A 21,677-nucleotide genomic window follows, 5' to 3' on the forward strand; every position below is an offset into this window, starting at 1 on the left:
TTTAATCTTTAGTATTATCCTTAAGGTAATTGTAAGCTGCAGCTGCCTGTAGTGCAGCTCCTATATGAAGGCTATTTTCATCTATATCAAAATAGCTGCCATGGGCAGGGTTATTTATTCCTCTTTGTGCATTTGCAGTCCCTAAAAAGTAAAATACCGAAGGCCTTTCATTGGAAAAATACGCGAAGCTCTCCACTCCCATGCTTGGAAACTGTTGTTTTAACACATTATCTTTACCTATTATATCTTTGGCAGTGCTCTCCATTCTATAAACCATATTATCATCGTTGTAAAGACAAGGATAGCTTTCTTCAATTTCTAAATCATAGGACACCCTAAAGCTTTTGCAGATTCCTTCAAGTATATCAACAAATCTTTCTTTAACATAACTTCTGTGTTCATTAGTTAATGTTCTCATGATACCTTTTAAGGTTACTTCTTCAGGTATTATATTTTGAGCAGTTCCTCCTTGAATGCTTCCCACTGTAATAACCGCAGGATACACTGGAGGTATTTCTCTGCTTACTATGGTTTGTATAGCCACTATAAAATGACTTGCAGCCACCACTGGATCTATGGTAGCTTCAGGATGAGCTCCATGCCCTCCCTTACCCTTTATTTTTAAGGTAAAAGGATTGGAAGCTGCATTTACCACTCCGGTTTTTATGGATATTTTACCGCACTCTACATCTTCTGATACATGTAGTCCTATTACGGCATCTACCTTAGGATTTTCTAAAACCCCTTCATTAATCATGTATCTAGCACCACCTACAGTTTCTTCTGCAGGTTCAAAAATAAGTTTTACCTTTCCCTTTAGCTTATCCTTGTTATTATTTAATATCTTAGCTGCACCTAATAATATAGTAGTATGTGCATCATGACCACAGGCATGCATTTTACCTGGCACTGTAGAAGTATAGTCACATACTTTTTTATCTACAAGAGGAAGAGCATCCATATCTGCCCTTAAAGCGATGGTTTTACCTTGTTCTACTCCTTCTGCTTCGCCATTAATAATAGCACAAATTCCTGTCTTTGCCACTTCTTTATACTCAATTCCTTGAGATTTTAATATTTCCTTAATCTTTGAGGATGTTCTGTATTCCTCAAATCCTAGTTCAGGATGTCTATGAAAATCTCTTCTTAATTCTATAAGCTCATTCTCTAAACTTTTTGCTTCTTTAATAAAATCTATCATAAAAATTATCTCCTTTACTATTTCCAATAAACTTTTATATTATCCCCTTCTTTTAACTCATCATAATAACTTGCACTTTTACCATTCAGCTCTAAGGTAATTATCCCTTTTGCGCTGGATAAATCAAAATCTATATAATTAAATATATCTATAAAAATATAGCTGTTCTTTCCCTTTAGTATGCATTCATTATCATTAACTGTTACTTTTATAGTTTTTTCACTTATATTATTATCACAAATATTTTTTGTACTATTCATTTGATGGTATTCTTCTTTATTAACTACTTCTTCACAGCTAATATGGTCTCCTTCTCTTATATTATACTCAAGGGTATACTTATTACCATTAACTTTTATTCTATTTAGTAAATTGCTATCTTTAATATAAATATTAAAGAAATCATTTAAAGTGGTTATATTGTTTATTTCTATTATATCCCCTTGCTTAATCACATAATTAATATCCTCCTCTTTGCCATTTACATTTATATGAGGATCTAAATATATATTTTCGCCATTATATATAACCATTTTAGAATCATACTCTACCATATACTCTGATATTCTTGGAGAAGCATCCTGGCCATCTTTGGCAGAAATAAATGAAATATCATCTTCATTTTTAATTAAAGTATCTAATGTAGACTGCTTACCATTCACATAAATTTCTGCGCTTTTCCCTAGCTCCCCAAAAGCTATTCTCTTATTATTATTTAATGTAAATCTAATATTGTTACCGTTTTTATACACTAGCAATTTAGGGTTAATACCACCATTAAGTAGTACATCTTTTACAGTATTATTTCTAGTATTAAATAAACTTATTATATTATTATTTAGATATATATTCAAAAAATCTTTTCCAATATTTTTCAAAGCGGACAATGCTATTCCTAACACTGTTACCCCTATACTTCCAGCGGATAGATCTTCACAAATACAATCTTCTACAGTTTCTCTAGTTTTTATGGCTATCCTTTTAGGGGAAATATTTAAAACTTTAGAAAGCACTTCAGAAATAGTAGGTGTATAAGACCCTCCTCCGATTAAAAACACCGCTCCAGGTGATTTTCCATTATTTAGTTCTATAATCTTATTTCCTACCTCTTCTGCGATTTTAATTATTATAGGAGACACTACTTTCATTAAGTCACTGGGATCTACTTCATTTTCAAGCCCTAGTACATCTGTATATATTATTTTTTCTTTAAAGTTTAACTTTTTTTTGATTTCTTCTGCCATGGCAAAATCCACCATTAAATACTGTGCCAAAACTTCTGTAATTTCGTCCCCGGCTTTGGGTACCATACCAAAAGCACTTATGGAGGCATTACTAGATATGGCTATATCCGAGGTTCCAGCACCTATGTCCACCAATGCGATATTTAAAAGCCTCAGCCTTTTTGGAATAACTGCCTCCATGGCAGCTATAGGCTCCAAGGTCATATTAATAACCTTTAAGTCTACCTTATTCATAACGGAGTAAAGGCTTTCCACCACCGACTTTGGTAAAAAGGTCGCTATAACTTCAACTTCTATATTTTCTCCTTTATGCCCTATTAAATTAGAAATTATATAACCGTTGAGATAATAATTTTTAACACTATATCCAACGCAGTATAATCTTCCAGTATTATCTTTATTAATGGTTGTCTCCCCTAAAGATACTGCAGAAAGCTCTAGAGCTCTTATTATTTCATTATTTATTTCTTTATTTTCTTCTAACTCCATACTACTTTTAGATAATACTGTTTTTAAGAACCTTCCTGCAGCCGCAATAGCAGCTTCTTTAATTATTATACCTGTTTTACTTTCCATATATTTTTTTATTTTTAAAACTACCTGAGCTACTTTATTAATATCATGAATCTGACCATCTATCATAGCCCTTTCTTCATGCTCTATTATCTTTTCACATATCACTTTAAACTTTTCATTTTCTACCTTACCCAAAACTCCCTTTACAGATCTAGTTCCAATATCTAAAGCAAATAAATATTCATTATCACTTATCATAAAAACCCCTCTTAACCTTAAGTTATTTCAAATGTAGCTTTAAAGCTCATATCCTTTTGAACATGAGCCTAATAAAATTATATATTATTAAAAAACATGTTTCAATGTAAGCTGTAATTCAGCTATATTTTCTTTATCAAATCATTTTTCACAAGAATATCCATATCAAACTTTCTACAATTACCATCTGAAAACCTTATTTCTATAACATTATCTTCTATTTTTAGGATTTTACCTTTATTAAAGGCCTTATGGCATATATAATCATCTTTTTTAAAAGTATTTTCCGCCTCTGCTAATCCTCTAAAAGAACTTTCTGTTATAAATCGTGAAGGTTCTTTATTTTTACCTAATATATTTTTAGGCACATATAGATTTAGTTTATTTATAGCTCTTGTTACCCCTACATAAAAAAGTCTTCTTTCTTCTTCTATATTATTGTCCATACTATTTCTATGAGGAATAAATTCCTCACAGCAATTTATTATAAAGACACTGCTAAACTCCATACCTTTTACCCCGTGTATGGTGCTTATAATTACAGAATCCCCTTCCCTTTTTCTCGCATTATTCCTCACTTCTTCTGTATAAACTTCTACATGAGCCAGAAAAGATACTATGCTTTTATATTCTTCAGCAGATTGGATAAAATCCTCTAATAATTCCTGTAAATCTTCAAAAGGCACTTTATATTTTACGCTATATTCTTTAAGATAATCCAAATATCCTAGCTCCATAATTATCCTATTAATAGCGCTTTGCAAAGAAGTTTTATTTAACGCCGCAATGTCCTTTTGCAGATTATCTAAATTTTTAATTTGAAAAGCTGGCATATCTTTATTACTTTTAAGTATTTCAAAACAATCTGAATAATAAGTATAGTTTTTAACTTCCAGCAAACTATTTTTACTTATATATCTAAAGGGTTTATTTATTATTCTAATAAAACTATCTCTATCTTTATTATCTATGCTTAGCTTTAAATATGCCAGTATATCCTTGCATATAAAATGTTCAAAAAAATTATATTCCTTGTCTAACATAATAAATGGAATCTTTCTTCTTATAAAGGCATCTATTAAACTTCTTGCTTCTTGATTGGTTCTAAAAAGCACAGCGTGGTGAGAAAAATTAACCCCTTTACAATTCTCATTATATATGTAAGATGCTATAGCATCCGCTTGAAGTGCCTCATTAAGAACATAGTTTACCTTTATTTCACCATAGTCTTGTCTATACGCTTTTATCTCCTTCTCATACCTTTTTTTATTATTGGTTATTAAGCTCTTAGATCCTTCAACTATATTATTTGTACTCCTATAATTATAGTTTAAAAAGTATTTTACTCCTTGGTTAAAATGCTTTTGAAAATCCACCATACACTCTGGCTGAGAACCTCTAAAGGTATAGATACATTGATCTTCGTCACCTACAGCAAAAAGAGTATTTTCTTTTGATAGCATTTTAATTATTTCTATTTGAAGAGTATCACAATCTTGGAACTCATCTACTAAGATGTGCTTAAATAGCCTTCTATAACTATCCAATAAGGCTGTATTACTGTTAAAAAGTCTTTTAGTCTCTATCTGAATATCATCAAAATCCCATAGGTTATTCTTCTTTTTATAACTTTCATAATTATTTTTACAATGTATAAATACCTCTTTGTCTATAGAAGGATTAAAATACTCTATATCCATGCCACCGCATTTAAAAACTGATATATTGTTTAACACTTCTTTAACTTTGTCTTCCCCCACCTCATCTAAGTAACCAAGGAGGGTATTGTTTATAATACTAAAAGTAATACCAGGTTCTATTATTTTTATATCTCCCACATGTCTTTTTAGTATTTTATAAAATAAAGCATGAAAGGTTCCAAAGAATGGAAGCTTGTCATTACCCCAAAGTTTTTGAAATCTCTTTTTCATGTTTTGTGCAGCTGCCCTGGTAAAGGTAATTACTATGATATTATCACCGCTGATTTTTTTATATTTCATTAAATAGTATACCCTATTAATAATTACAGTGGTTTTTCCCGATCCCGGTGCCGCCACTACCAAAACTTTATTTTTTTCAGTTTTAACCGCTGCTTGTTGACACTTGTCTAAATTAACACTCATTTTTTTCTCCTTTTGTAAAATACTATATATATGATTATTAACTTATTATATGACTAAAATAACTATATTGTAATAATTTTATTGTGAGGTTACAATATTATTATGGTATTTCACTTATAGAGGAGAATAATAATGGAAAAAACCAATTTTGATGTTACCAATGAAAGAAATCTTACCATGCTGGTGGATTTTTACGAACTCACCATGGGAAATGGCTATTACAACGTAGGTGTAGGAGATAAAATCGCATATTTTGATATGTTCTTCAGGAGAGTTCCTGATGGCGGTGGTTATTGTATAATGTCTGGGGTACAGCAGCTAATTGAATATTTAAGTTCTCTAAAGTTTACTGAAAAAGACATAGAATATTTAAGGTCTAAAGATACTTTTTCCGAAGAATTTTTAGATTACCTTTATAATTTTAAGTTTAGCTGCGATGTGTGGGCAATACCGGAAGGTAACCCCGTTTTTCCTAACGAACCCTTAGTTTCTGTAAGAGGACCTGTAATTCAGGCTCAGTTTATAGAAACCATGATACTTTTAACCATAAACCATCAAACTTTAATAGCTACTAAGGCAAACAGAATATGCAGAGCAGCTGAAGGCAGGCCTGTTATGGAGTTTGGTTCTAGGAGAGCACAAGGTTATGATGGAGCTATATATGGTGCTAGGGCAGCAGTAATAGGAGGTTGTTCTTCTACAGCATGCACTATAGCTGAAGAAATGTTTAACATTCCTGCAGTAGGTACTATGGCTCATAGTTGGGTACAGCTTTATCCTACTGAGTATGAGGCTTTCAAGGCATGGGCAAAAATATATCCAGATAATTGTGTATTTCTAATAGATACATATAATGTACTTAAGTCAGGAATCCCTAATTCCATTAAGGTTTTTGATGAAGTTCTAAAACCAATGGGCATAAGACCTGTGGGGGTAAGAATAGATTCTGGAGATATTACCTATCTTTCTAAAGAATGTAGAAAAATGCTAGATGATGCGGGTTATCCTGATGTAAAGATTGTGGTTTCCAATTCTTTAGACGAACATATAATCACTGATGTTTTATCACAAGGGGCCGCGGTAGACAGTTTTGGTGTAGGTGAAAGATTAATCACTGCTCGTTCTGAACCTGTATTTGGTGGTGTGTATAAACTAGTAGCAGTAGAAGAATCTGGACATATAATACCTAAGATAAAAATTAGTGAAAATGAAGAAAAGATAACAAATCCAGGTTTCAAGAAAATTTATAGAATCTTTGATAAGAAGAGCAAAAAAGCAGTAGCGGATTTAATAACACTAAATGGAGAAACCATTGATGAAAATAAGCCTCTTGAGTTATTTGATCCTATATATACTTGGAAGAAAAAGAAGCTTACAAACTATTATGCAAAAGAACTTATGGTTCAAATATTTAAAGAAGGTAAACCTGTATATGAAAGTCCCGATGTAATGTCCATAAGGGAATTTGCTTTAAATGAAACTGAGAGGTTATGGCCTGAAGTTTTAAGGTTTGAAAACCCACACACTTATTATGTGGATCTATCTTATAATCTTTGGAACATGAAACAGGAATTGCTTCATAAGTATTCTGAAAAATATAAAGAGTAAAAAAAGGTATTGGTTTAAACCAATACCTTTTTTACATCTTAAAAATATATTTACCAGTTAGGAGCAAATGCAAACCCTTCTTCATCATCCACATTAAAATCAATAATATCTTTTATGTTCATTTTACTACTTTCAAGATAAATTTTAAAAGGACAGCTATCCCCATCTTCTCTGGAATAAAAAACACAATCCTCAAAGCAATTAACCTTTTCTTTTTTATTAGACCAAAAAGGACATTGACTCATATTCCATCCCCTCCACCCTTTATAACATTTCCAATAATATACCATAGATTCATTATATTTTAAAGTTAACAAAAAATAAAGTATTTTGTGACAATTTAATAAATTATAAAGGAACCTCTCTTAGGTTCCCTTATATAATATTTGCTTTTATAATATTTTCATTTTTAGTTAAGCTATAAAGTATATCCGTAGAACTTAAATATCTTGGTATAAGAACAGTGTACAAACACCTTTTTACTAGTTCTTCTTCTACAGTTAAATCATCTTCTTCCACAGGATACTCAATATGTGTTACCTTTATACCTTTTCTAGTAAAATAATCCTCCAAGTATTGCAATGTATTATTTCTATTGGTATAAAGTATCTCGAATTTAATCACTTTATGCTTTTCCACAAATCTCTCTTCAAATTTCTTTAATGATACTAGGATTAGCACTGCACAAGCCCCTGCGGTTAAGCTAAGCATATAGTAACCCATACCTACACCTATTCCAATACAACCTACTACCCAAAGACTAGCAGCTGTAGTCAAGCCTTTAATGGAACCCTTTTCATGCATTATTGTTCCCGCACCTAAAAAGCCTATTCCGCTTACTACTTGTGCCCCCATTCTTCCTATGTCAGCCTTGAATGCACTTTCTAATTGAGGATGCTTTAATATCATGTTAGTTACTTCTTCTACACTATATACTTGTATTAGTGAAATAACTGCAGCTCCTAAACAAACCAATATATGCGTCCTTAGCCCAGCGGGTCTGTTGTTAAATTCTCTTTCATAACCTATAGCACCACCAATTAATACCGCTAATAAAATTCTTAGCACTACTTCATAATACTGCACCTCTCACCCCTCCATAACAACTTCAACTTTTATAACCAAAATTAAAAAATTATTTAATTGGTGAGTTCTTCTCCACAGAAATATTGATTATTTCGTTTTGAAATGCTTTTAATAAAGCTTTTTCTAAGACCTTTTCATTGTCAAAGTTGGCAATATCTCTGCATACAGCAAAGACCTTATTGGTATCACCTTGATGATTTCTATATGTTAAAATCACATTAGGTTTCTCATATTCTACATTAATTATCTTTATCCCCCAGGATATTTGAGCATAATCACCATCATAGTTTAATCCTGTTAAGCTTTTCAGCTTTTCCTTTTCTTCATTGGGATTATGAACTATTATTAATTCCTCTCCAACTTTATATTTACTCATATATATTACCTCCTACAATGCAATTAATATTATTATATATAATTAGATATTAAACTATTATATCACTAAAGTACAGTACCCTTAAATTGACTATGCAAATTCTCAGCATTATAATATAAAGTGATTATCAAGTGATTCTTAGCTTCAGATGGACTTACTTAAAAGGAATAATCTCTCCAGCTGAAGCTTAGAAGAACTTATCCAGGAGCTTAGCGCTCATTATACCACCAATTGAATAAATGGGAGGATTAAGAGCGCTAAGCTATCGGATAAAATGGGGGATTTTTTTTATGAATTTAACTAATAAGCTAGGAAAAAAGTTAAAACATATAGATAATAATTTAAAATACTATACCTATAATGGTATTTTGTTTAGCATTATGATTACCCTCTCTAGAACTTATGCTGTAAAGTTTTTAGATAGATTAGGGGGTAATTCTCTTCATTATTCGTTAATTAGCTCACTACCTGGCTTTATTGCTATATTTACCACTATACCAGGCTTAATTATTATGAATAACAGCTCTCATAAGCAAAAGCTCATGGGAGGCATTTTCATAAGCAGCAGAATATTTAATTTACTATTTGCATTAGTGATATTCTTACCTTTACAGTTCCAACCTATAATATTTGTTTTTCTTTATAGCTTAATGAACTTGCCTGAATCTATATCTGCATCATCCTTGCAAAGCTTTACAGGAGATATTTTTCTCCCTGAACACAGAGCAGACGCAATTTCCCTTAGAAATAAGTTTTCCACCTTTGCTCAAGTAGGAGCAATGTTCTTATTAGGACTTATATTAAGGCTTTCATCCACAAATAAAGGTGCTATATACTTGTATGTAATGTTTTTTATTATATCCTTTGTAATTGGAATTATTGAAATAATAACCTTTTTTAAGTTAAAACCCTTAAATTGTAACTGCAACGCTACAAAAATAGCATTTAATTTACAAAATAACATAAAAGATATACTAAAAAATAAAAAGTACATTATTTTTTTGATATGTTCTATACTATTTCATTTTAGTTGGCAAATGGGTTGGTCTATTTTTAATATATATCAAATTAACTATCTAAAAGCTGATGAACTTTGGCTTACCCTTATCAATGTGTCCTCTAATTTAGTTATGGCATTAAGTTTTAATAGCTGGAATAAAATTATTAAGTCTAAAGGTAACAGTTTAGCAGTAGTAATAGCAACTCTAGGTATGGGTATAACTCCTATTTTATACGTTCTTTCTCCTACTTTATTGATATTAACATTAACCAGCAGTATAAGTGGGTATTTTACAGCTGGTACTACCGTAGTAATACTAAATTCACTGCTAGAAGTATCTGAAGAAAAAGACAGGCTTATTTCTATAGGACTTCATAATACCTTTACTAATATAACTTTAACCATAGGACCCCTTATTTCAAATTATATACTTAATAAAACCAATATCATCCTTACCTTAATTATTATAGCTATTATAAGAATTATTAGCAGCGGTGCTTTTTTAATTAGATATATAAATGAAAAGAAAGCACCTGCATAAGAAAGTTATTTCGCAATTGACTTACTTAATTTTAAGTATGATTATTTCAATATATTTACATTGCTTTATACTTAAGTCTTATAGTATTATTACTAAAGGTGTGAGTTTTATATATTAATATTATGCTCTCTTACTTAAGGGTTTCTTTTAAAGATATCTTCTAAAAATAAGACAGGATTATCCTGTTTATTTTTATGATAAAAAAAAAGAACAGCAAGTCTGTTCTTCAAACAAAAAATGAACATGGGCTTTATTGTTAATTCCTTAACAACTTATTTACTATTTTATCAGATTCTTTAGCTCATTACAAGCATGTAATGTGATTTTTAGTTAAAATTATAACAAATGTGTTAATTTTTTATTATGATTGTGAAAATTATTTTTGACAGTTGATAATATTTATTATATAATATAGCTAACTAAATAATAAGGATGGTGTTTATGGATACGATTACTAGTATTTTTAGAGAAAAAAAACTAAAACTAACTCCTCAAAGAATCGCAGTCTATAAATATCTTCAATCAACAATGGAGCACCCTTCAGCGGAGACTATATATAAAGCACTTCAACCTGAATATCCCACAATGAGCCTTGCAACAGTGTATAAAGCTCTTAAAACTCTTGTTGAAGTTGGTCTTGTGTCTGAAATCAACGTTGGTGAAGGTAATTTTAGATATGATGGTAATTCATCTTGTCATCCACACATACAATGTATGTCTTGTGCAAGAGTAGATGATTTATCTGGAGTATGCTTCACAGAACTAAATGAAACTGCAAAACAGAATTCAAATTATGAAATCATTTCTAACAAAGTATACTTTTACGGAATTTGCAGTGATTGTCAGAAAAAACAAAAAGATATAACTAGTAACTAGTTGATCTTAAATAAAGCCTAAAAGGAAACATTTCCTTTTAGGCTTTATTTATACACTTATTTATATGTATTTTCAATAACCTTTCTCCACTGGTCATTGCTGTAACTTCCACCCAAAACCTTCTCAACTTCATTATTTAATGGCAATATCATTTTTTCAGGTAGATTATAAAAAAATAAAACGTTATTTTCATTTGCATTTTCAAAATGGCTTATTATGTTTTGCAAATACCCTTGAAAATTCTTATTTGCTTCTCTGTTTCCTGTTATATAACCTTCATCCGCAATTTTTTTTTGTACACTATCTTCAATGATAAATTCTAAAAACTTATTAATATCTTCTTGATTTTTAGAATTTGCAGAGGCACATATTATAGCATTAACTATTATTGGAGGGTTGACCTTTACTGATGATAGGCTATAACTACTGAGAATGTTTAATGGAAGATCTCTTAGCTCCTTACTTACATATGACATAGCTATAGCAGCTGGGACACTCCCTTTTTCTACATCCTTAATGGCAGAAGTATCTTTTTTTTCAAAGAATTTATCATCTATACCTGAAGCTTTAACTAAGTTATTTAATTCCGAAAAGAAGTTTTGCATATACGTAATATTATTATATTTTTCTTTTCCTACATCGTAATACTTTTCTAGTTCACCTACATTAATGGTATTATTACCTACAAAACCTGCTACTGCTAGGCTAGGGGTTAATTCTTCATTTAATATAACTGGTATCTTTAAATTCTTTTCTTTCATACGTTTAAATAGCATTTCAGTATCATTTAAATTATCAAGTTTGTTTATGCCAAACTGCTTTATAGATTCCTTATTATAAATAATCTCCAAAGAATAGGGTATTACTGGTATTCCGAAATACTTATCTCCTATCTTTCCATAGGCACACACAGCACTATAAAACTTTTGATTTAAATTTACCTTTTCATATATTGATGATAAATCACTTATAATTCCCTTCTCTTTAAGCTCAAGCATAACATTTCTATTAATAACCACCATATCTATATTATCTGATTTGGCCATGTCTTCATCAATCTTGGATTTTGACATAGAATTCATTATGTTTAATTCAACATTTTTATTTTCCTTTTCAAATTCATCTATAATAATTTTAAATACTTCTTTAGTCTTTTCATCCTTTATATCAACATATATGTTTAATTTTTTATTAGAAGAGCTCTTATTTGAAGAGTTTTTCTTACATCCAGAAAAAATAAAAATAAACAAAAAAGAAATTAGTATAACTAAATATTGCTTTCCTTTCACAATTGACCCCTCCTTACAATATAAATTCATTAAATATATTGTATGTAAATTAATTAAATATATTATTGTCCAATAGAATTTAATTAAAACAAAGTTTTCAAAGGTGAATAGAATTTAGTTTTTAATATGTGTATAGAATTTAGTTTTTAATATGTGCATATAATTTAATTAAGATAAATTATATCATTTATATATTATAGGAAATGTAATAAATTTTTATTAAGGTAATTATTTTTTTATTAATCAAGTGATTCTTAGCTTTAGATGAGTTTGCTTAAAAGGAATACTTACAGCTGAAGCTTAGAAGAACTTATCCAGGAGCTTAGCACCCCTTATTCTACCACTTAAAGAAGTGGTGGAATTATGGGATATTAGCTATGGGATAAAAATAAAAGGGCCGCTGGTGCGGCCCAAAGGGGGATGGGGGTTTTTACTGTTATAAATTGCTTTATAACAGAATAGGAGCTTAGCTCCTTATTACATTTTTAGTATTGCCTTATGATAGTACCTTTATACATTAAAAAATAATTTTTTTGGAGGTATTAATGTTTGAAAAAGATTTAAAAAACGATAGAATTGAAACTTTAATAGGAGAAAAATGTTCAATTAAAGGTAATTTAAAAGGACAAGGTTTATTAAAACTAGATGGGTTAATGGATGGAAATATTGATTGGCAGGAAGACTTAATAATAGGTGCTTCTTGTAAAATAAAAGGCAATATTTCCTGCTGTAATGCCTTTGTTAGCGGCTATGTAGATGGAAATATCATTTGTGCAAATACCCTTATTATAGAGTGTACTGGAAAAGTAAAAGGAGATATCACCGTAAAAAATGTTATTATTAGAGAAGGTGGATGGCTGGATGGAAAATGTAATATGATAGTAGAAAAAAACAGCAAGGAGGTATTTGATAATTGAGAATTTAAAATTTAGAATTGAGAATGAATGAGGAAACTCGAAGAGTTTCTTTGAATATATGAAAAAATAAAATAATTCAAAACAAAAAAACTCCCTAAGGAGTTTTTTGCTTTGTACTAGTTTAAAGAAACTGCGCTAGGAGTTTCTTCCTTCATTTTAAATTCTAAATTCTCAATTGTAAATTTACTTATTCATCAAACTCACCAGATAAGTACATATCTATTATTTTATCTACCATTTTAACCTTATTTGGGGGTACAAATGATTTCAATGAATTAAGAAGCTGTACTGTATTGTCTTTATCAGAGGTTCTACCTTCCACCACTTGATTATTTTGATTTTTAATTCCATCTAAATTCATATTATTTATATTAAATCCATTGGTGTTAAGGGAACCAAGTAATGATGAAAGCTGATTTAAATCTACATTTCCTAGCATGCTCATTAATTGATTTGTATCAAAACCTTGGGGACTTCTATCATCTTCCCTTCTGCCTTTACGTTTTGCCATAAGCTATCCTCCTATAAAATAGTATGTAAGAATATTTTTTTATTGGAGGGCCTAAGCCCTCCAAAACATCATTCTAGTTTAGTTAATATTAGCATCCACACCTTGGGAACGCATTAACTCCACCACATAACCAGAATAATAGTATTAGTATGAAGGTATTATCATCCTTTAATAAGCCTGACTTGCTCAGTATTATTAATAAAGGAAGAATGGTACATACATCAAAAGATCTGCAACAGTTCCTCATTTTATACCCTCCTTTCTCAAATGTAAATCAAAGTTTTTTAAATTTTATTTCTTAAGCTTTTTTTAGTTTATTACTTTTAGCAGCATCTATTTCTGCGTTTTCTACATCCACATAATGGATTAGCATCTACTCCACCGCAAAGCCAGAAAAGTAACAATAGAACAAAGGCATTATTATCTTCAAGTATACGAGTCTTCCCTAATATAATAAGCAGCGGAAGTATGGTACATACATCAAAACTATTACAACATTTTCCTCTTGACATTTTAAACCCCCCTTCCTGGGCCATGGTTTTAATATTTATTGTTTAGAAAGTTTTTTAGCTAATAAATTTTAGTTTATTAAAGTTTTTCTTCTAGTCTTCTTCTTCAAAGCTAACTACTGCATGTGGTGTTTCATGACATCTATTATCATTTCTCTTGTTACATAGTAAAAATATGATTATGAGAATGATTAATATTGGACTACATCCAAATCCGCCTCCGCAGAATCCGCCTCCAAAATTTCCTCTGCAGCAGCAGTCGTCAAAGTCTTCACAGCAACAGTCATCTCTGCGACGTTTATGGTGTTTTCTTCTTCTTCTCCTTCTGCAAGGATCGCAACAATCATCAAAGTTATCATTGCAGCAGCAATTATTGCCACCGCCAAACCCCGAGAAGAGAATCAATAGTATTATTATAAAAAATATACTATTATTCTTGCCGCCAATCCCATCTAGAAGCCCTTTCGTGAATCCTGGTGTACCTTCATCATGGAGAGAGCCAGTTAATTCGCCTAATAGTTTGTTTATATCCACTTTACTTCCTCCTTTCCTATAAATTAACTTTTCTTTAAGTTTTATATTATATACTATTCTCTCATCAATAATTTGACACAAAAAAAGCATACTACTGTAATACAAACAGTAATATGCTTAAAATCTTTTTATTAAATACCTTCAAACAATGTGTTAATTAAATCTTCTTTATTCTCTTTTTTAAGTGAAGAGAAAAACAACAAGTTATCACTTTTATTAAGTTCTAAGGTTTCTCTGATAACTTTTTCACTCTTCTTTAAATCATTTTTTGATAATTTATCACTTTTTGTAGCCACAACCATAACTTCATAACCATAGTGCCTAATCCACTTATACATCAATATATCATCTTCAGTGGGTTTATGCCTGCAATCAACTAAAAGTATAACTCTTTTTAATTGATTTCTGTTGTTTAAGTAATTTTCAATAATACCTCCCCAACTAGCTTTTTCTTTTTTTGAAACCTTAGCATATCCATACCCAGGTAAATCCACTAAATAAAAATCTTCATTAATAATGAAAAAATTTATTAATCTTGTTTTCCCAGGTGTAGAGCTAACCTTAGCCAAGTGCCTTCTGTTGGTGATGGCATTTATAATGGAGGATTTCCCTACGTTGGATCGTCCAACAAATGCAATTTCATGTCTTCCATCCTCAGGATACTGATCTCTTTTAACCGCTGAGGTTACAAATTCTGATGTTTTAATAATCATTTAGTTATCACCTACCAATGCATTTTTTATTACGTCGTTAATATTATCAGTGGCAATAAACTTAAGTTTTGACTTTATAGATTTTGGTATCTTATCAATATCCTTTTCATTGTCTTTAGGTATTATCAAAGTGTCTATCCCTGCTCTAAAAGCGGCCAAAGTCTTTTCTTTTAATCCACCTATAGGCAATACCCTGCCTGTTAAGGTTATTTCTCCAGTCATTGCTACATTATGTTTAACTTTCTTTCCTGAAAGGGATGAAACCATAGCAGTTACCATAGTGATTCCAGCTGAAGGACCATCTTTAGGCACCGCTCCCTCAGGAACATGAATATGAATATCTTTCTTTTTATAGAATTCAGGATCTATAAAGTATTTAGAAGCATTAGAACGAACATAGCTATATCCGGTTCTAGCGGATTCTTTCATAACATCTCCTAGCTTTCCTGTGAGCTCCAGCTTTCCGCTTCCATCCATAATAGATACCTCTACTGGAAGAGTATCTCCACCATAAGCTGTCCAAGCCATACCTGTAACTACTCCTATCTTATCTTCTTTTTCCACTTTATCGTAAGAAAAATATGCAGCTCCCAAGTATTTGTTTATGCTTCCTGCATTTATAACAGCTTTCTCTTTATCCTTTTCTAACATATCTGCAATGGCCTTTCTCACCACACTAGAGAGCTGTCTTTCAAGATTTCTAACTCCTGATTCTCTGGTATAACCTTCTATAAGTGACATTATTGCTCCATCTTGAAATGTTATTTTATCTATCACGTTGTGTTCTTTTAATGTTTTTGGTATAAGATGATTTTTGGCAATATTCAATTTTTCTTCATAGGTATAGCCAGAAACCTCTATAACTTCCATCCTATCTAATAAGGGCCTCGGAATAGTATCTAAAGTGTTTGCTGTGGTAATAAACATTACCTTTGATAGATCCATCTCTAATTCTAAATAATGATCTCTAAAGGTGTTATTTTGCTCCGCATCAAGAACTTCTAGTAAGGCATCTGCTGGATCACCCTTAAAATCGCTACTCATCTTATCAATTTCATCTAATAAGAATAATGGATTTTTAGATTTAGCTTGTTTCATTCCATATATTATCCTACCAGGTATTGACCCTACGTAGGTTCTTCTATGACCTCGAATTTCAGCTTCATCCCTTACTCCACCTAAAGACATCCTAACAAAGTTTCTATTAAGTGCCCTAGCTACAGATTTTGCTATAGAGGTCTTACCCACTCCAGGAGGGCCAACTAAGCATAAAATAGGACTTTTCAAAGAATTACTTATCTTTTTTACAGCTAAAAATTCTATGATTCTATCCTTTACATCTTTAAGCCCATAATGATCCGCTTCTAATACTTCTCTAGCCTTTTTAATATCCAGGTTATCCTTTGTTTCCTTATTCCACGGAAGATCTATCACCCAATCTAAATAGGTTTTAATAATACCTCCCTCTGCGGAATATGCACCGCTAGTTTTCAATCTTTCTAATTCATAAAGAGCTCTTTCCTTAGCTTCCTTTGGAAGTTTTGCTTTAGTTATCTTTTCTTTATATAATTTTAAATCTTTTTGATCTTCATCTTCTTCTCCCAGCTCTTCCTGTATTGCTTTTAGTTGTTCTCTTAAATAATATTCTTTTTGAACCTTATCTATTTTTCTTTTTACTTTGCTTCCAATCTTTTTTTCAACTTTCAATATTTCAATTTCTCTGCTTAATATTACCAATAACTTTTCAATTCTCTCTTCTATGTTAAAGGCTTCAAGGAGTTCTTGACGAGAGTTTTGATTTAATAAAAGAAATGAAGCTATGGTATCAGCCAGTCTTCCGCCATCTTCAATATCATCTATTTCCATAAAGGTCTCTAACTGTGCAGTGCCTGATAAAGCAATATATTCATCAAAACTATTTTTTAATTGTCTAATTAATGCTTCATATTTTACAGTTTCTTGAATGTTTTCGCTTTCTTCCAGCTCCACAGAAGCTTTTATACAGTTTTCAGTTTCTAAAAACTCATTTATCCTTCCCCTTTTTATCCCCTCTACTAGTACCCTTACAGTGTCTCCTGGCAACTTCAAAAGTTGTTTAATTGAACATAAGGTTCCTACATTATATATATCTTCTTCTTTTGGTTCCTCTGTTTTAGCATCTTTTTGTGCAGATAAAAATATTTCAGCATTATTTAACATAGCTTCTTCTAATGCAGCTATGGATTTTTCTCTTCCAACATCAAAGTGTAAAACCATGTAAGGAAATATTGTAATACCCCTTAAAGGAATCAAAGGAAGAACTTTAATTTCTTTTTTCATATTTCTCCCCCTCTTTAATTTTGTATAACTATTATAAGCATTTTTATTTTCAGCGTATATTAGACTAATTTAGTATACACATAATAACCTCAATTTTCAATATTATATTGATAATGACTATTTCAATATTATGCTTATTACTATAATACATTAAAAATCGGAGTATTAACAGAAATTTCCCTTGTATTTATAATGATATTACAAGTTTATTTCCCTAGTTAATGCTTGAGCAGAAAGTATATTAGAACCTGATTTTAATTCAAAGTCTTTTTTACTCATGCTCTCTGAAATAAGTGCTAACCTTAATACCTCCTTTATGTCCTCTACAGGTATTATAGTTATATCTTTTTCTAATTTAAAGGATTCTTGATAGTTCTCTTTTGGGATTATGACTTGGGTAACCCCAGCTTTCTTAGCTGCCAATATTTTAGCTGTTATACCTCCAATAGCCTTAACACTTCCTTGAAGGGATATTTCTCCCGTCATTGCCACTTTATTATCAATGGGTATTTTACTAATTGAGCTGTATATGGCGCAAGCTATAGCTATTCCCGCTGAAGGCCCATCTATAGGTATACCACCTGGAAAATTTAAGTGTATGTCATATTCTTTACAGTTTAAGTTAAAGTTATGTTCTAACACAGTTATAACATTTTCTACAGAACAATATGCCGTTCCTTTTCTTTTTACTCTTTTATTCGAGCTAGTTATAACCTCTTCTTCTATTATTCCAGTAACCTTTAACATACCTTTTCTATATTTTACTTTTCTCGAACTAGCCTCTATTTCCATTATAGTTCCCATATTGGCTCCATATACTGCAAGACCGTTTACGCATCCAATCTGAGGCTCTATAGGTATCTTTTTTTCCAACCTAGGTGTGTATTGGCCATTTTCCACTACCCATTCCACATCTTCAGTGGTTATTTTTTCTCGTTTTTCATTTATGGCCATACCTGAACATAATTGTATTAAATTTACTACTTCTCTACCATTGGTGCAGTACCTGCTTACAAGCTCTAAAGCCATATCTTCAATTTTTAAATTAATTTTATTTATGGAATTAGTAGCTATAATTTTAATTTCTTCTTCTGTTAAAGCTCTAAAAAATATTTCAACACATCTAGACCTTATAGCTGGAGCTATTTCTTCCGGGCTTCTAGTGGTAGCACCAATAAGTCTAAAATCTGCTGGCAAGCCGTTATCAAAGACTTCTTTAATATAAGGCGGCATATTAGGATCTTCAGAACTATAATAAGAACTGTCTAAAAATACCTTTCTATCCTCTAGTACTTTTAAGAGTTTATTAAGTTCAATAGGGTGTAATTCTCCTATTTCATCCATAAATAAGATTCCTCCGTGAGCCTTAGTAACTGCCCCTGGTTTAGGCTGGGGTATGCCAGCTATACCTAATGAACCTGCCCCTTGATAAATAGGATCATGAACAGAGCCTATAAGAGGATCTGCAATACCCCTGTCATCAAATCTTACAGTAGTTGCATCTATCTCTACAAATTTAGCATTTTGCCTAAAGGGTGAGTTCGCTGACTTTTTAGCTTCTTCTAAAACTAAACGAGCTGCAGCTGTCTTCCCTATGCCAGGAGGACCATAAATTATTACATGCTGTGGATTTGGTCCACAAATTGCAGCTTTCAAAGCTAATATCCCTTTTTCCTGACCGATGATTTCCTTAAAGGAAGATGGTCTGCTTTTTTCAGTGAGAGGTTCAGTGAGGCTGATGCTTCTCATTTTTTTAAGATTTTCCATCTCTTTTTTATTTTCTCTATCTATAACAATTTTACTGTTCTGCTGTGATTTTGAGGCATTAAAGGTGTTTAAACCTATTATTATAATAAAAACTAATATAAGTATTAATAGAAAATTTGTCATAATATTTTGCATTTAAGTATAAATGCAATCCTCCCTTCATTTCCATAATTCTATAGCTTTTATTATGAACAACTTACCAGTATTATATTCTAATATTTAGCATATAATAATTATTTAGAAAAAAACTGCTGATAGAAATTTTTCCATCAGCAGTTAAAACTTATTATTTTAATGTTTATGCACTTTCAATGCCTTTTTTCTTTTTTGTTTTCTTAGGCTTTAATTGAGGTCTTTTTTCGCCTTCCGTAGCAATTATTTCAGGCTTTTTAGTAGTAATAGTATCTTTATTCACTATTATTTTTACTATTTCTTCATTAGATGGAACCTCAAACATAATATCTCTCATTATGTCTTCAATAATAGCTCTTAGCCCTCTAGCGCCAGTGTTTCTCTCTATAGCTTCATCTGCTATAGTTTCTAAAGCTTCTTTAGTAAACTCTAGCTCTACATTTTCTAATTCAAACAATTTTTTATATTGTTTAACTAAAGCATTTTTGGGTTCGCTTAATATATTTACTAATACATCCCTACCTAAGGATTCTAAGGTTACTACTATAGGAAGTCTGCCAACAAATTCTGGAATTAATCCATACTTTAAAAGATCTCCAGGCATTATATCATTTAGTATTTTACCAATATCCTTTTCGTTTTTAGATTGTATTTCTGCTCCAAAACCAATAGTGCTCTTTCTTGTTCTCTTTTCAATTATCTTGTCAATGCCATCAAAAGCTCCACCACAAATAAATAATATATTAGTAGTGTTTATTTGAATAAACTCTTGATGTGGATGCTTTCTTCCGCCTTGTGGTGGCACAGAAGCTGTGGTTCCCTCAAGTATTTTAAGCAATGCTTGCTGTACACCTTCTCCAGAAACATCCCTAGTTATAGATGGATTTTCAGACTTTCTTGCTATCTTATCGATCTCATCTATATATATTATTCCTTTTTCCGCTCTTTCAATATCATAATCAGAATTTTGAATAAGCTTTAAAAGTATATTTTCCACATCTTCTCCTACATAACCAGCTTCAGTTAATGTAGTAGCATCTGCAATAGCAAAAGGCACGTTTAAAAATTTTGCTAAAGTCTGTGCTAAAAGTGTCTTACCAGAACCAGTGGGACCTAAAAGTAATATATTACTCTTTTGAAGTTCCACATCTGAATCATCATCGTTAGAGTTGATACGTTTGTAATGATTATAGACAGCTACTGCTAAAGACTTCTTTGCATTGTCCTGTCCTATGACGTATTGATCTAAATAGTTCTTAATTTCTGAAGGCTTTGGCAGGGTAGCTGAATCAAATTGTAGTGATTCTTCAAATTCATCTGCTATGATCTCAGAACATAATTCAATACACTCATCACAAATATAAACCCCTGGGCCAGCAATTAATCTTCTAACTTGATCTTGGTTTTTACCACAAAAGGAACATTTGAGCTGCTTTTTATCGTCATATTTTGCCATTAAATACACCTCACTCAGGGTTTAGAATAATATCTATTCAGATTTTTCCTTAGGATTTACCACGGTATTTTTTTCAATTACTTTGTCTATTAAACCATATTCTTTAGCTTCTGCCGCAGTCATGAAATAATCTCTTTCAACATCTTTATTTATCTTCTCTAGTGGTACTCCTGTTTTTTCACTTAAAATCTTATTAAGTGTTTCTTTAGTTCTTAAAATTCTTCTTGCATGGATATCTATATCTGTAGCTTGACCTTGGAAGCCTCCTAGAGGCTGATGAATCATAATTTCACTATTTGGTAAAGCATACCTTTTCCCCTTTGTACCTGCTGTCAAAAGGAAAGATCCCATGGAAGCAGCCATGCCGATGCATATAGTGCTTACATCTGGCTTTATATACTGCATGGTATCGTAAATAGCCATACCTGATGTAATAGATCCACCTGGGCTGTTTATATAAATATAAATATCCTTATCAGGATCCTCGCTTTCTAAGAATAGCAATTGTGATACTACTAAATTAGCAGTTACGTCATTTATTTCTCCACTGAGCATTATTATTCTATCTTTTAATAATCTAGAGAATATATCATAAGATCTTTCTCCTCTATTAGTTTGCTCAACAACTACTGGTACTAAACTCATAAAACTCCCTCCTTAAAATTGAAACAATTAACACCACATGAATTATTCTATATATA

Annotated in this window: 20 protein-coding genes; 4 read left to right on the forward strand and 16 right to left on the reverse strand. The window is 31.2% G+C overall.

Translation table 11 applies throughout. The annotated features are described in order from the left end of the window. Window position 1 precedes the first annotated feature (1 nt). The 3 genes from BUA82_RS17135 to BUA82_RS17145 all read right to left on the reverse strand — a co-directional run bounded on the left by BUA82_RS17135 (window position 2) and on the right by BUA82_RS17145 (window position 5,342). Complete coding sequence (locus tag BUA82_RS17135) at window positions 2-1,201, reverse strand: M20 metallopeptidase family protein (RefSeq protein WP_073011198.1); 1,200 nt, start codon at window positions 1,199-1,201, stop codon at window positions 2-4. A 17-nt stretch (window positions 1,202-1,218) separates the two neighbouring features. Beyond that, window positions 1,219-3,219, reverse strand: coding sequence for a cell division protein FtsA (locus BUA82_RS17140; protein ID WP_073011201.1), 2,001 nt, complete (start codon window positions 3,217-3,219; stop codon window positions 1,219-1,221). 122 nt (window positions 3,220-3,341) lie between these two features. Continuing rightward, complete coding sequence (locus BUA82_RS17145) at window positions 3,342-5,342, reverse strand: ATP-dependent helicase (protein ID WP_073011205.1); 2,001 nt, start codon at window positions 5,340-5,342, stop codon at window positions 3,342-3,344. Window positions 5,343-5,474: 132 nt separating this feature from the next. Here BUA82_RS17145 and BUA82_RS17150 point away from each other — a divergent pair, with 132 nt between their 5' ends. Next, complete coding sequence (locus BUA82_RS17150) at window positions 5,475-6,950, forward strand: nicotinate phosphoribosyltransferase (RefSeq protein WP_073011208.1); 1,476 nt, start codon at window positions 5,475-5,477, stop codon at window positions 6,948-6,950. A 50-nt stretch (window positions 6,951-7,000) separates the two neighbouring features. Here BUA82_RS17150 and BUA82_RS17155 read toward each other — a convergent pair whose 3' ends face one another. From BUA82_RS17155 to BUA82_RS17165, 3 genes are all read right to left on the reverse strand, one after another. After that, entirely contained in the window at window positions 7,001-7,195 is a 195-nt protein-coding gene (locus BUA82_RS17155) for a hypothetical protein (RefSeq protein ID WP_073011211.1), read from the reverse strand. Between the two features lie 130 nt (window positions 7,196-7,325). After that, window positions 7,326-8,036, reverse strand: coding sequence for an MgtC/SapB family protein (locus tag BUA82_RS17160; RefSeq protein WP_073011214.1), 711 nt, complete (start codon window positions 8,034-8,036; stop codon window positions 7,326-7,328). A gap of 49 nt (window positions 8,037-8,085) precedes the next feature. Next, window positions 8,086-8,412, reverse strand: coding sequence for a hypothetical protein (locus BUA82_RS17165; protein WP_073011217.1), 327 nt, complete (start codon window positions 8,410-8,412; stop codon window positions 8,086-8,088). Window positions 8,413-8,702: 290 nt separating this feature from the next. Between BUA82_RS17165 and BUA82_RS17170 the strand changes: the two genes are divergently transcribed. After that, window positions 8,703-9,953, forward strand: a complete 1,251-nt coding sequence (locus BUA82_RS17170; protein WP_073011220.1) for an MFS transporter — start codon at window positions 8,703-8,705, stop codon at window positions 9,951-9,953. 441 nt (window positions 9,954-10,394) lie between these two features. Continuing rightward, window positions 10,395-10,829 (forward strand): transcriptional regulator PerR, encoded by a 435-nt coding sequence (gene perR / locus BUA82_RS17175; protein WP_073011223.1) that lies wholly within the window; start codon window positions 10,395-10,397, stop codon window positions 10,827-10,829. A 56-nt stretch (window positions 10,830-10,885) separates the two neighbouring features. Here the strand turns inward: perR and BUA82_RS17180 are convergent, their stop codons facing one another. Continuing rightward, window positions 10,886-12,118: an ABC transporter substrate-binding protein gene (locus BUA82_RS17180; RefSeq protein ID WP_073011226.1), complete on the reverse strand. Its 1,233-nt coding sequence runs from the start codon at window positions 12,116-12,118 to the stop codon at window positions 10,886-10,888. Between the two features lie 545 nt (window positions 12,119-12,663). On the opposite strand from BUA82_RS17180, the gene BUA82_RS17185 reads away from it, so the two are divergent. Beyond that, a complete protein-coding gene (locus BUA82_RS17185; protein ID WP_073011229.1) occupies window positions 12,664-13,035 on the forward strand; it encodes a bactofilin family protein in 372 nt (123 codons plus the stop codon). A gap of 187 nt (window positions 13,036-13,222) precedes the next feature. Here BUA82_RS17185 and BUA82_RS17190 read toward each other — a convergent pair whose 3' ends face one another. The 9 genes from BUA82_RS17190 to clpP all read right to left on the reverse strand — a co-directional run bounded on the left by BUA82_RS17190 (window position 13,223) and on the right by clpP (window position 21,621). Then, window positions 13,223-13,546: a hypothetical protein gene (locus BUA82_RS17190; RefSeq protein WP_073011232.1), complete on the reverse strand. Its 324-nt coding sequence runs from the start codon at window positions 13,544-13,546 to the stop codon at window positions 13,223-13,225. 88 nt (window positions 13,547-13,634) lie between these two features. Continuing rightward, window positions 13,635-13,793, reverse strand: coding sequence for a hypothetical protein (locus BUA82_RS20830; RefSeq protein ID WP_178140771.1), 159 nt, complete (start codon window positions 13,791-13,793; stop codon window positions 13,635-13,637). Between the two features lie 76 nt (window positions 13,794-13,869). Further along, the gene (locus BUA82_RS17195) at window positions 13,870-14,058 is read right to left on the reverse strand and encodes a hypothetical protein (RefSeq protein ID WP_073011236.1); all 189 of its coding nucleotides are present in this window, start codon (window positions 14,056-14,058) and stop codon (window positions 13,870-13,872) included. A gap of 90 nt (window positions 14,059-14,148) precedes the next feature. After that, window positions 14,149-14,670: a hypothetical protein gene (locus tag BUA82_RS20520; protein WP_143148656.1), complete on the reverse strand. Its 522-nt coding sequence runs from the start codon at window positions 14,668-14,670 to the stop codon at window positions 14,149-14,151. Between the two features lie 50 nt (window positions 14,671-14,720). Beyond that, window positions 14,721-15,302: a ribosome biogenesis GTP-binding protein YihA/YsxC gene (yihA, locus tag BUA82_RS17205; RefSeq protein WP_073011242.1), complete on the reverse strand. Its 582-nt coding sequence runs from the start codon at window positions 15,300-15,302 to the stop codon at window positions 14,721-14,723. Next, entirely contained in the window at window positions 15,303-17,621 is a 2,319-nt protein-coding gene (gene lon / locus BUA82_RS17210) for an endopeptidase La (protein ID WP_073011245.1), read from the reverse strand. A gap of 198 nt (window positions 17,622-17,819) precedes the next feature. Further along, the gene (lonB, locus tag BUA82_RS17215) at window positions 17,820-19,511 is read right to left on the reverse strand and encodes an ATP-dependent protease LonB (RefSeq protein ID WP_073011248.1); all 1,692 of its coding nucleotides are present in this window, start codon (window positions 19,509-19,511) and stop codon (window positions 17,820-17,822) included. A 175-nt stretch (window positions 19,512-19,686) separates the two neighbouring features. Next, window positions 19,687-20,976, reverse strand: a complete 1,290-nt coding sequence (gene clpX, locus BUA82_RS17220) for an ATP-dependent Clp protease ATP-binding subunit ClpX (protein ID WP_073011252.1) — start codon at window positions 20,974-20,976, stop codon at window positions 19,687-19,689. A 33-nt stretch (window positions 20,977-21,009) separates the two neighbouring features. Next, entirely contained in the window at window positions 21,010-21,621 is a 612-nt protein-coding gene (gene clpP / locus BUA82_RS17225; protein ID WP_073011255.1) for an ATP-dependent Clp endopeptidase proteolytic subunit ClpP, read from the reverse strand. Window positions 21,622-21,677: the final 56 nt, after the last annotated feature.

This window comes from Clostridium amylolyticum, assembly GCF_900142075.1.
Classification (GTDB): Bacteria; Bacillota; Clostridia; order Clostridiales; family Clostridiaceae; genus Clostridium_AA; species Clostridium_AA amylolyticum.